Annotated in this window: 12 protein-coding genes; 9 read left to right on the forward strand and 3 right to left on the reverse strand. The window is 48.1% G+C overall.

What is annotated here, in order from left to right; genetic code table 11:
- Positions 1–205 precede the first annotated feature (205 nt).
- The gene (gene rsmD, locus M3629_RS04000; RefSeq protein WP_251502994.1) at positions 206–817 is read left to right on the forward strand and encodes a 16S rRNA (guanine(966)-N(2))-methyltransferase RsmD; all 612 of its coding nucleotides are present in this window, start codon (positions 206–208) and stop codon (positions 815–817) included.
- 1 nt (position 818) lies between these two features.
- The gene (coaD, locus tag M3629_RS04005) at positions 819–1,325 is read left to right on the forward strand and encodes a pantetheine-phosphate adenylyltransferase (RefSeq protein ID WP_251504537.1); all 507 of its coding nucleotides are present in this window, start codon (positions 819–821) and stop codon (positions 1,323–1,325) included.
- On the opposite strand, the gene M3629_RS04010 is transcribed toward coaD, so the two are convergent.
- Positions 1,303–2,637, reverse strand: a complete 1,335-nt coding sequence (locus M3629_RS04010; protein WP_251502995.1) for a nucleoside recognition domain-containing protein — start codon at positions 2,635–2,637, stop codon at positions 1,303–1,305. The genes coaD and M3629_RS04010 overlap by 23 nt on opposite strands.
- Positions 2,638–2,902: 265 nt before the next feature.
- On the opposite strand from M3629_RS04010, the gene M3629_RS04015 reads away from it, so the two are divergent.
- Positions 2,903–3,943 (forward strand): SepM family pheromone-processing serine protease, encoded by a 1,041-nt coding sequence (locus tag M3629_RS04015; protein ID WP_251502996.1) that lies wholly within the window; start codon positions 2,903–2,905, stop codon positions 3,941–3,943.
- Between the two features lie 315 nt (positions 3,944–4,258).
- Here the strand turns inward: M3629_RS04015 and M3629_RS04020 are convergent, their stop codons facing one another.
- Positions 4,259–5,503, reverse strand: coding sequence for a nucleotidyltransferase (locus M3629_RS04020; RefSeq protein WP_251502997.1), 1,245 nt, complete (start codon positions 5,501–5,503; stop codon positions 4,259–4,261).
- A gap of 250 nt (positions 5,504–5,753) precedes the next feature.
- Positions 5,754–6,989 carry an NO-inducible flavohemoprotein gene (hmpA, locus tag M3629_RS04025; protein ID WP_251502998.1) on the reverse strand — a complete coding sequence of 412 codons (1,236 nt, stop codon included), beginning with the start codon at positions 6,987–6,989 and terminating at the stop codon, positions 5,754–5,756.
- A gap of 510 nt (positions 6,990–7,499) precedes the next feature.
- Between hmpA and M3629_RS04030 the strand changes: the two genes are divergently transcribed.
- The 6 genes from M3629_RS04030 to fabD all read left to right on the forward strand — a co-directional run bounded on the left by M3629_RS04030 (position 7,500) and on the right by fabD (position 12,145).
- Positions 7,500–8,006: a YceD family protein gene (locus tag M3629_RS04030; RefSeq protein ID WP_251502999.1), complete on the forward strand. Its 507-nt coding sequence runs from the start codon at positions 7,500–7,502 to the stop codon at positions 8,004–8,006.
- 65 nt (positions 8,007–8,071) lie between these two features.
- Positions 8,072–8,245 (forward strand): 50S ribosomal protein L32, encoded by a 174-nt coding sequence (rpmF, locus tag M3629_RS04035; RefSeq protein ID WP_090923906.1) that lies wholly within the window; start codon positions 8,072–8,074, stop codon positions 8,243–8,245.
- A gap of 397 nt (positions 8,246–8,642) precedes the next feature.
- Positions 8,643–9,191, forward strand: a complete 549-nt coding sequence (gene fapR / locus M3629_RS04040; RefSeq protein WP_240036837.1) for a transcription factor FapR — start codon at positions 8,643–8,645, stop codon at positions 9,189–9,191.
- A complete protein-coding gene (gene plsX / locus M3629_RS04045) occupies positions 9,188–10,183 on the forward strand; it encodes a phosphate acyltransferase PlsX (protein WP_251503000.1) in 996 nt (331 codons plus the stop codon). Before fapR ends, plsX begins: the two co-directional genes overlap by 4 nt.
- A gap of 8 nt (positions 10,184–10,191) precedes the next feature.
- A complete protein-coding gene (locus M3629_RS04050; protein WP_251503001.1) occupies positions 10,192–11,181 on the forward strand; it encodes a beta-ketoacyl-ACP synthase III in 990 nt (329 codons plus the stop codon).
- 25 nt (positions 11,182–11,206) lie between these two features.
- Positions 11,207–12,145 carry an ACP S-malonyltransferase gene (gene fabD, locus M3629_RS04055; RefSeq protein ID WP_251503002.1) on the forward strand — a complete coding sequence of 313 codons (939 nt, stop codon included), beginning with the start codon at positions 11,207–11,209 and terminating at the stop codon, positions 12,143–12,145.
- The last annotated feature ends 6 nt before the right edge of the window (positions 12,146–12,151 follow it).

Here is a 12,151-nt window from a genome sequence, read left to right on the forward strand (position 1 = left end):
TAAGTCTTCTCCGCGGTTGTCTACGACACTTGTGATGTCGATAATTATAGAATGGCCCAAGGGTTTCCTTTTTATACATATTCGTCAACAATCCGTCAATAATTTTTTGTATAGGCATAAGCAGTGTTTTTCAAACCAAACCGGAGTGTGGTACGATAGCTTAAAGAATAAATATATGTACATAGAGAGAACAGGTGACGTATTCGTGAGAGTGGTATCTGGAAGTGCGAAGGGCAGGCCGCTGAAGGCTGTTCCCGGCACAGGTACGCGTCCAACCACTGATAAGGTGAAGGAAGCGTTGTTTAGCATGATTGGCCCTTATTTTGAGGGCGGAGCAGCATTGGATCTGTTTGCGGGCAGTGGAGGTCTCGGGATTGAGGCACTCAGCCGCGGCATGGACAAGGCTGTTTTTGTTGATCTGGAACCGAAAAGTATTGAAGTGATCCGCGCAAATCTGAAGGCCACGAAGCTGGAGGATCAGGCGGCTGTATATCGGAATGACGCGGGGCGGGCCCTCAAAGCGCTGGCCAAACGCAACACAATCTTTGATCTGGTGTTTCTCGATCCGCCCTATCGCATGAAGAACGGAAACGAGTTAATGTTAACGATGCACGAACTGGAACTGCTCACCCAGGGTGCAACCATCGTGTTGGAGTATGAATCCAAACATGAATACCCGGAGCAATTTGGCCCGTTTGAACAAATGCGCAAAGCAGTGTACGGTGAGACTGCGGTATCCATATACGAATATGTAGCTGATGCAGCAGAAGATGGGCAAGAAAGCCGCATCACAGAAGAGGAGGCTCCTCATGACTGAAATGATTCAGCGGCAGGAACGCATTGCCGTATATCCAGGTAGTTTTGATCCCGTAACGATGGGGCATCTCGACATTATCGCGAGAGCGTCGAAACAGTTCGACCGTGTCATCGTCGCTGTGTTGAACAATATGAGTAAAAATCCGCTGTTCACGGTAGAGGAGCGAAAAGAGTTAATCCTCACTGTAACCAGCCACCTGCCCAACGTGGAAGTGGATAGCTTCCGTGATCTGACGGCTAATTATGTACGGCAAAAGGAAGCGCAAGTTATCGTTCGCGGCATCCGCTCCGTAACCGATTTTGAATATGAGTTGCAACTCGCGTCGACCAACAGCAAGTTGAACCCGGATGCGGAAACGATTTTTATGATGACCAATCCGAAGTACTCCTACCTCAGTTCCAGTATCGTTAAAGAAATCGCCCACTATGATGGGGATGTAACGGATCTGGTGTCGCCTGAAGTTGAAGCTGCGCTTCGCCAGAAGATCAGCGAGAAAAAAGGCGGTTAATCCATAAGGTAAGGCCTGAGAGGCTAATCATTACCCCAAGAAGTAAAGCGAGACTTAGGGCTGCTACAGGGAGGCTATTCCAGATAAATTGCAATGTACTTATGGTGTCTGGAAATTGCAGAAACGGCCAGTAGAACAAAGAATCTGAGTGCTTTACCGCAGTGGTCTGCCATGTGGTCGATACTTCTGTGCTGTAACGGCTGAATGGTTCCCACAACCAGAGGGTAAGGATAAAGGCGGTTAACCCATGTCCTAATCGAACGATAATGAAAAAGAGCATGGAATGCAGTCCGGGGATGGCTGTTCTTAGCATCGACGAGACTTGTAGATGCGAGCATACGCCTCCCCAGCCAAGCGCACCTGCCAGGAATGCCATCAGTAGGGCGGGTGCATTTGCTGTTTTGCTAATGTGGTATGTACCCAGGTGAAGCTCCAGCACAGAAGGCCAAACTGCAACTGAAATACCGGGAGTCAGGTAGAGTGAGAGTAACCGGATGAATACTGCAAAAACGATGATGTATCCTCCAGTTAACATTAAAACCTGTACGGCCTGAGATACGGTGTCACCCAGTAATTTGCCAAAACCTCGTGCATCCCGGCTATGTGCTTCTCTAGCGGCGAGCAACATACGCGAACCGATGCGAAGTTTCTGAGAATTCTGAGCTAAGGGATGCAGTTGCTTCTTATTGGTCTCTGCTTGATTTTGGGCTGGTGAGAGAGAATGGACAGCTTTATTAGATGATATGGAGTCCGGTACAAGATTTTTTTTGCGGGATGCAGGAATAAAACGAATGGCAACGGCGGCTGCAATCCAGCCACTGATCCAGTGTATAATGAGGAGAAAATATCCGGCGGCAGGGTTATGAAGAAAAGCACCTCCAACAACAAGCAGAATCATCATAGGGTTGGCAAAATGAGCTGCCGCCGTAATAATAACCGCCTGTCTGGCGGTCATTTGTTGATCCTTGAGTAATCGAGATACGGCATCTACGGCGGTTGGAAAACCTCCACACATGCCCACAGCGAGAACGAACCCGGTATGGCCTGGCAGCCTAAACAAACGTCTCATCAGGGGCTCTAGCAGAACCCCCAAGGCGTGGGTAAAGCCAAACGCGGTCAGCATCTGGGATAACATTAGGAACGGCAGCAGGGCCGGAAAGACAATTTTCCACCAGATATCGAGTCCTTGAATGGATGCGTCGAACGCTTCTTTCGGAGATGCAACTATTGCAACAACCAGCATGAATGCACTGGTGCTCAGGAAGACGGTTCTTGCCAAACCGGGACTTCGAACCTCACTGGATACGGTCATCGTTTCACCTCATATCAATTAACGCCTCTCGGGCATTGGGATTACAGTGGACGGCCGAATCACGTTCGTAAACGGTTCGGCCTTGACCGGATAGACGGCGAATCGTACTGCGACCTATCCGGCCTGTACCATTGTATGCAGGAACAACAGGGTGTTAGACTTGGATTGTAATCATATGTAATAAGAATGAGCTAAATGAATTACACAAAGCAACTCTTGTGGAGTGGGTTCAGCTTGTATAGAGATAAGAACGGAGGCTCATGAGATGAATCGGTTCCGGAAAACAGGTGGTTTCAGAGCTTCGATCTACGTGATCGCGGTGGCTCTTATTGTTTATCTTACGGTGTACATGCCAACGCCATATATTATTTATAAACCTGGCAGTGCGGATGAAGTTAAACCCATGGTTACCGTGAAGGACGGTGACAAAGATGAAAAAGGCGTATTCATGATGACCACCGTGTCTGCAACGTATGCCAATTTATTTTTGCTAGGCACTTCGTATTTTGATAAAAATGCACAAGTGGATAAAAAGGAAGATCGTCTGCGTGGTAAAAGCGAGGCGGAATACTCCGCTGAACAGGTCTGGTTCATGAGTGATTCGCAATCCTCTGCCATGGAAGCGGCCTATGAGAAAGCGGACATTGCATACTCCATTGTGCCTGAAAACATCTTTGTGTTTGGTCTTTCGGAAAATCCCAAACCGGATGGAGATATTGAACCCGGAGATATTATTCTGGGTGTGAACGGTACAGCTACACCGGATAATACGGTGCTTGCCAAACAGCTGGAAGGAAAAAAAGCCGGGGATACGGTGGAGATGCAATTGGAGCGCGGCGGTGAAACGATTAGCCGGGATATCACGCTGGTTGAGGTGAAAGACAGCAAGACAGGCAAGATGCGTACTGGACTTGGGGTGATGATTGGTGCCGTGCAGAAGGTGAAGCCGGAAGACCCGAACAAACAAATCACATTTTCAAGCACGCAAGTGGGAGGTCCTTCTGCCGGGTTAATGTTCACGTTGGAGATTTATAATCAGTTGACTCCTGGTGATCTGACCAAGGGACATCGGATTGCTGGTACAGGTACGATTACGAAAGATGGTGTTGTAGGAGCCATTGGCGGTGTGCAACATAAAATAGTCGCTGCCGACCGTAAAAAGGCAGAAATCTTCTTTGTACCTAAAGACAACTACAAAGAAGCTGAGGCCAAAGCAAAAGAAATCAACACTCGAATGAAGCTTGTGCCCGTAAGCACACTCGATGATGCGTTAGCCTTCTTGAAAACTCTGTCTGTGAAGTCTTAAGTGAAATAAGAGTATCTTACTAGAAGATTGGACTTAGAAGAGCTTGGGCAGTGACCTCTTTTAAAATAAGAAGGTACGCTCGGAAAAACAGTTATAGGAGATTCATAAAAAAGAGCGAGAAAGCAATGAGAAAAAGGGATGTAAATTAAGTGTCCAGGTCAGGTTGAATAATACGATAAGTGTTATGCATTGGTAGGATACATGTGTAAGACGTTGCTTTTAAAAAATCGAAATGACAAAATCCCTTGTGATGACAGCCAAAGGCTGGGCACAGGGGATTTTTTGCTGGTTCTATAGTTTGTAGGGCGAGATGAGTCAGATTCTCACGGGTGATTCGTAGTAGTCGCTATACATTATGCGTGATATGTTGCGCGAATCCTGTTGGTCATGGGCAAGAGCATAGGCGGCTTGCGCCTGGATATCCAACTCCAGTTGAGCATGTTCAAACGTTGAGGGTTTCATTACAACAGGCAGGGTGGCTGTTTTTTTCATCTGTTTGAGCAGACTCTGGCCTGTTGAAGTAAAGCCGAGGACACGCAGATATCCGGGTCCGGTGGCTAATCGCTCTGGTGAACACTCTTCTTTTGTGTGGTTCAGGAGCAGGTGGGCGAGCATGCGCTGCAGTTTGGTGCGCGTGTAACGCCGAGTTTTGAGCGCGTTCAGGAGAGTTTCGACTGAAGGCTCGGGGAGCTGGGCGAGTGCACGTATGAGCCGGTGCTCCAGTCCTTCCGTGACTTCGGCGATACGTTCCAGCTCGGAGGCACGGCGGGTGGCCGCGATGTGCAGCAGCGGCTGGGCAAAGCGCTCCCAGTGCATGGGAGCGCGTCCTTCTTGCCATTCGCGATGCAGAATGGCAAGGGTTGCCGCCGGCACATATGGTGCGGCGGCTTTGGGCCCGTCCGCCAGCAGCAGGCGGCGGACAGCTGTGGCACTGGCGATCGCCCCCGGTCCGGGCGTCGCCTGATGATAGGCGGCACCGGTACGTGCCGCCGTCAAGGGCTGGATCGCGCTGCCTAGCCGTTGCAGCGCGATGAGGTAGTGCAGCCCAAGCGAATTGTTGGGCTGCTCCAGCAGTGCCGCGGCGTCGTGAGCATCGACGCCGCCGGGCGCCAGCGCTGCCGCCGCGCCTGCGTACGCGGCGGGGTAGCTGGCGCCTTCCCGCAGGCGGCGCGCGATATCCTCGCGCAGCCCTGCGGGCTCCACAGCCAGCACGCGCGCAATGCGCTGCAGGCTGTTGATGTCGCCGGACTCGCTGCCAAAGCAGAGCGAGTCCACAACTCCGGTGCGGTGCAGCAAGGATACCGCACCAAAGGCAAACCACTCCGCCGGTTGAACCGCATAGGCAACCGGCAGTTCAAGCACGAGATCGGCGCCAGCATGGAGCGCCATCTCGGTGCGTGCCCTTTTACCAACGATGGCGGGTTCGCCACGCTGGAGAAAAGGGCCGCTCATCACGGCAACAACGGCGTCTGCTTCGCTAAGCCGCCGCGATTCATTCAGATGATGCACATGTCCGTTGTGCAACGGGTTATATTCCACAATAACGCCTACAGCTTTCATGAGCGTTACTCCTTCCTGCCGCGTTGAAATCTCCCATTGGGTCGTTAATCACGCGGGTCATGACATTTTTACAATATGGGATAGCATAAATTAGTCTGTTCACCTGCAAAGTGCATTTTACCTCTTTCATCATAGAATAGAGCTGGCATTAGAGCAAATGATGAAAAAAGGCACAGAACCAGCATCCGCAGATGCAGCCTGTACCTGAAATATAGCTGTTATTATCTTTCTTTCCGACTGTATTTTATGCTCACACATTCTCCGTAGCAGGAGCAAGACTGGCTTTTGGCCCGAAAAATTCATAATGGATACGATCTTCTGCAACACCAATGGACAGAAGTTCTGCATATACCGAACGCATAAACGTGATAGAGCCGCACAGGTAATAGTTCGCATCCGGTTCTTGAATGACTTGACGAAGCCAAGCCTCATCCATGTATCCCCGTTTATAAGATAGCTCATTTTCCAGATCGGAATCGGCAGGGGAAGTATAACAATAGTGAGTGTTAAGATTAGAATGCTGTTGAGACAGTTGATTTACGTGATCGCGGAAGGCGTGCGAGAATCCATTCGGACTAGCGTGTAAAAAAGTGATTGGACGCTGATCATTCGATTCAATCAGCGTATTCAGCATGCTGATCATTGGCGTTAAACCAACGCCGCCGCTCACCAGTACAACAGGACGTGGATCTTCTGTATCTAATGTAAAATCACCGGCTGGGGCGGAGATTTCAACCAGGCTGCCTTCAGTGATATGGTTGTGAAGGTAATTGGAGATAACCCCTTCAGGACGGTCCAATCCACCGGATTCACGTTTTACGGATATACGATAATAGGGTTTGCCAGGTGCGTCGGAAAGGGTATACTGACGAATCTGAGTGAATTCTTGTCCTTCAGGCCGGATTCTAATGCTGATATATTGCCCTGGTTGATATGAAGATATAGACTTGCCATCTTCCGGCAACAAATAAAACGAAGTGATGACTTTGCTTTCTTGTACTTTTTTGGCAACTTTGAAGGTTCTGAAACCGTCCCATCCACCTGTTTGATTCGTAGCTTCGCTATACATTTCCTGCTCAATACCTATAAAGGCATCAGCAATCACTTGGTAGGCGTCTCCCCATGCCGTTAAGATTTCATCTGTTGCGGCATCACCCAGAACATCTTTGATGGCTTGCAGCAGATAAGTTCCAACAATAACGTATTGCTCGGGAACGATACCCAGACTGCGATGTTTGTGGGCAACCTGACGAACGGCAGGTATAATGGCAGCAAGGTTATCAATGTGTAGTGCCGCGGTGTAAACCATGTTGGCGAGTGCAGCTTGCTGACGGCCTTGTTTTTGATTTGCATGATTAAAAATGTTTAATAGCTCCGGGTGAGCCGCAAACATCGTTTGATAAAAGTGGCGTGTAATGGCTTCTCCATGAATTTCAAGTACGGGCACAGTAGATTTGATTACGTCAATCGTTTGTTGGCTTAACATGTAATTTCCCTCCCGATTTTCTTTTGAAATATCAATGATAGATTGTTATAAAGAAGGTTGTGAAGGTTGCTTTCTCATTGAATTTACAACAAGTATAGGCATCAGATTTAGCGACCTGTGTGACATAGATCACACCATTCGTTAACGATTGGTGACTGATGTAAGGAGTGGGTAGCATCAGATATAAGTAGGGGATTGAATTATAAGTCTAGATCCTATAGATGACTTGTAGTTATTATGGAGTAGGTCTATAATAGACCAGATGTGACGGTGTAATCGGAGTGATCGTTTTCCAGAAAGGGTGTAAAGTTAAAAGTGTTGACAAACCTCTTGGAAAATCGGTATAATGATTTTTGTTTGTTAAGTCAGTTTCATAAATCTTTTGTGAGGGACAGACAGCATACATACAGTCAGGAATGAACGCACATATTAGGATCGTCTTGTACTGTATACTGCCGCCATTCGTTAGACAACTATTTATGAAATTGGTTTCGTTTGGAGTGATAGAACATGATAATGCCATTTCGCAAAGTGGCAACCAGTGATCGCCCCCTGCGCTTTAACGAACAGTGGGATATCAAACATCTGGTTTCTAACCGACAAGATATCACAGCCGTTACCCCGCTGACTGCGGATTTGTCTGCAGAGATCAGAGAGGAGAACGTTGTGGATGTTCATGGCAAACTGACAGTAGGAGTGGACATGTTATGCTCCCGTTGTCTCAAGCCGTTAAGTGAACATTTTCATATTGATTTTCATGAGCAATTCAAGCAGGGAAAACAGCCAGAGGAATTATCTGAAGACGACGATACTCTCTATGTGGATGAGGATAGCGTTGATCTGAAAGGTTATGCCGAGGAAGCTTTCCTGCTGGATCTTCCGTTTGTACCGCTCTGTAGCGAGACATGCAAGGGACTTTGTCCTAAGTGTGGCCATGAGCTGAACGAAGGTGACTGCGGTTGTGATACCCAGGTTATCGATCCGCGGCTTGCAGGACTCAAGGATTTTTTTAAATGAGCTTGATTGAAAATCGAACGTAACAACTACCTGCAAAGGTTGATTTTGATAAGGAGGTGGGAATAATGGCAGTACCTCAACGGAGAACGTCCAAGACGCGTCGCGACAAACGTCGCACTCACTTTAAATTGGCTGTACCGGGCATGGTGAAATGTGAACAATGCGGCGAATTGAAGCTTGCTCACCACGTGTGCAAAGTGTGCGGAACGTACAAAGCAAGAGAGATCATCTCTCAATAATAGCTACACATCAAGCAACACTTCATTTCGATGAGGTGTTGCTTTTTTTGTAAGAAAAGCGAACGAATAAGCTTATTCAAGCGGAAATCTATGCTCGGTATATATGTGAATCTGCGCTTTGATGAAGTGATGTGAATTTGTTATACTAGCCTTTCTTTTTGACACAGGATGAGATATAATGTGGTTTAGTACCAGGTTCTAAGATTTGACGTTACATACAGATCATCATACACTTTTATTTTAGAAGCTCCCTGAATAAGCAGGGCTACAGCATATAAAGAACTAAGCTTTGGAAGAAAGAACTTAACCAAAAGGTAGGTTCTGAAAACGATACAGCGGGGGGGTGTCAGGCATCGAGCGTTTACCGAAGAGACAGAGGCAGCAGCAATTGACCAAAATGATAGACGAGAATCCGTTCGTGACAGATCAGGAGCTTACACGTCAATTGAAGGTAAGTATTCAGACGATCCGTCTTGACAGACTGGAACTTGGCATACCGGAGCTTCGGGAACGGATGAAACTGATGGCGGAGCGCTCGTATGATCAGGTGCGATCACTGCCCCTGCACGAGATTATCGGTGACATTGTGGATTTACAGCTGGACAAGAGCGGGATATCCTTATTTGAGATCAAAGAGGAACATGTTTTTTCAAGAACAGGTATTGCCCGCGGGCACTATGTCTTTGCACAAGCGAATTCACTTGCTGTCGCTGTCATTAATGATGAGATTGCGTTAACCGCTTCGGCAGATATACGTTTTGTTCGCTCTGTTCGTTTGGGAGAAAAGTGTATCGCCAAAGCTTATGTGAAATCTATTCCCGGTCAAAAGGGAAAGGCTAAAGTTGAAGTGTTCACCTATGTTGGTGAAGAAATGGTGTTCCAAGGTAATTTTGTGATCTATCATTCAGGTGGAGAAGACAGCAAAGAAGGAGGTCATTTGGAATGAAAATCGTCATTGATGCTATGGGCGGCGATAATGCCCCTGCGTCAACCGTAGAAGGGGCGGTTGCTGCTGCTACGGAATGGGCGGATACACAGATCGTCCTGGTTGGCGATGAAGCCAAGCTTGAACCTCTTTTAAGTCAGTCTGGAGCTAGACCGGCCAATTTGAGCGTTCGGCACGCTTCCGAAGTGATTGGTTCGGATGATGAACCGGTAAAGGCAGTAAGGCGCAAAAAGGATTCTTCCATGGTTGTGGCCGGACGTATGGTCAAAGAAAAGGAAGCCGATGCCATGATCTCGGCAGGGAATACCGGAGCGTTAATGACAGCCGGTTTGTTAGTTGTAGGCCGGATGGACGGAATTGAACGTCCTGCACTTGCCCCCATGATTCCTACGATGGATGATGTAGGTGTACTTGCGCTAGATCTCGGTGCAAATATGGATGCTAAACCTGAACATCTGGCACAATACGCGCTGATGGGGAGTTTGTATCGGCAAAAAGTACAAGGTATTGCATCGCCGAGAGTGGGATTGCTCAATGTGGGCACAGAGCCAGGCAAAGGGAATGAGCTGACCAAACATGCCTATCCGCTGCTGGAACAGCTGCCAATTCGTTTTGTAGGAAATGTAGAAGCACGTGATGTACTCACTGGCGCCTGTGATGTACTGGTATGTGACGGGTTTGCCGGCAACATTCTGTTGAAATCACTGGAAGGCGCGGCTGGAGCGATTTTCGGCCTGCTCAAAGAGAAGTTTACCTCATCCTTCAAAAATAAACTGGCTGCGGCGGTGCTCATGCCTGAATTGCGTGGGCTTAAGAGAAAGCTTGATTATACGGAGCACGGTGGTGCCCCATTACTAGGTTTGAGTGGACTCGTCGTCAAAAGCCATGGTTCCGCGGATGGCAATGCGATCAAAAATGCCGTGCGTCAGGCACGGATTGCCGTACAAAATCAATTGGTAGACAGCATATCTAAGGAAATTAGTGGGAAGTGAGTGACGATATGAATAATTTGCGCCCAGTAGGGATTATTGGTACAGGTAAATATGTGCCGGAGAAAATTTTGACAAACAGCGATTTGGAAAAAATGGTCGATACGAATGACGAGTGGATTGTCAGCCGTACAGGAATTAAGGAACGGCATATCGCTGCACCGGATCAAGCCACTTCTGATTTAGCTTTTGAAGCTGCAATAAAAGCGCTTGAGTCTGCTGGTATGACAGGCAGTGATCTGGATCTAATTATCGTTGCTACAATTACACCGGACTCCTCTTTCCCGTCGACAGCTTGCATTCTGCAAGATAAACTGGGTGCCAAGGGCGCTGCTGCATTTGATTTGTCTGCTGCTTGTTCCGGGTTTGTATACGGCCTTGCAACGGCAACCAGTTTCATTCAAAGCGGCATGTACAACAACGCGCTTGTTATTGGTGCAGATTGTTTGTCACGTATTACAGACTACACAGACCGCAACACTTGTGTTCTTTTCGGTGATGGAGCAGGAGCTGTCGTTGTTGGTGAAGTTCCGGAAGGCCGTGGTTTCAAAGCATTTGATCTCGGCGCAGAAGGTGCGGGGGGAAGCCTGCTTCAAATCGAGGGCGGTGGTTCACGCCTGCCGGCAAGTGCGGAAACGGTTGAGAACAAAAAGCATTATATCTATATGAACGGCCGTGAAGTGTTCAAATTTGCTGTTCGTGTCATGGGGACTGCAACGATTGAAGTCCTTCGCAAAGCTGGCATGGATCGTACGGATGTTGACCTGTTTGTTCCGCATCAGGCGAATGTACGCATTATTCAATCGGCTATGCAACGACTGGAACTTCCAGAGGAGAAAGTGGTTGTCAACGTAGACAAGTATGCGAACACGTCGGCAGCCTCCATTCCGCTTGCACTGGTTGAAGCTGCAGAAGAAGGCCGCATGAAAGCAGGAGATACTGTTTTGATGGTTGGTTTCGGCGGCGGTTTGACTTGGGGCGCATCCGTACTCGTATGGTAAACTAGACAGCTGGAGGATGAATGAAATGGGTAAAATCGCTTTTGTATTCCCTGGACAGGGATCACAAAAAGTAGGTATGGCCAAAGATGCATATGAGTCTGTACCTGCATCCGCGGAGGTTTTTCGCACAGCAGATGAAGCGCTGGGCTTCTCGCTGAGCAACCTGATCTTTGAAGGACCGGACACGGAGCTGAAACAGACATCCAATACACAGCCGGCGCTGCTCACCGCGAGTATTGCGCTGCTGGAGGCTTTCAAAGAAAAAGGAATTGAAGCGGACTACGCTGCCGGACATAGTCTGGGTGAGTACAGTGCATTAGTTGCTGCTGGTGTTATATCCTTTGAGGATGCTGTACAAATTGTACGAGTACGTGGGCAATATATGGAAGAAGCTGTACCGGAAGGGCAGGGCGCAATGGCTGCCGTACTGGGTGCAGAACGGGAAGCGCTGGGGGTGCTTTGCCGTGATGTATCCGAGAGTGGTCATGCGGTTGAACTGGCCAATATCAATTGTCCGGGACAAATCGTTATTTCGGGTGTAAAAGAGGGCGTAGCCGCCGTGTCAGAACGGGTGAAAGAGGCAGGTGGGAAACGCGCAATTGCACTTGAAGTAAGTGGCCCGTTTCACTCTTCATTGATGAAAAGTGCTGCTGATAGACTGGCCGATAAGCTGAGTACAGTGACGTTCTCACCTGCGAAGGTTCCTGTAGTTGCTAACGTTACCGCAAGACCTGTCGAAAATGGACAGTTTCAGAACTTGCTTACAACTCAGGTCTATTCTCCGGTTTTATGGGAAGACAGTGTGAGATGGCTGATTGAGCAAGGTGTGGATACGTTTGTTGAGATTGGTTCGGGCAATGTATTAACCGGTTTGATTAAAAAAACAGATAAAACCGTAAAATTATACAATGTAAACAGTCTTGTAACCTTGGAAGCAACTGCAGCTGATCTTAAAAATAATTAAATCACA

The sequence above is a fragment of the Paenibacillus polysaccharolyticus genome (assembly GCF_023714295.1).
Taxonomy (GTDB): domain Bacteria; phylum Bacillota; class Bacilli; order Paenibacillales; family Paenibacillaceae; genus Paenibacillus; species Paenibacillus polysaccharolyticus_A.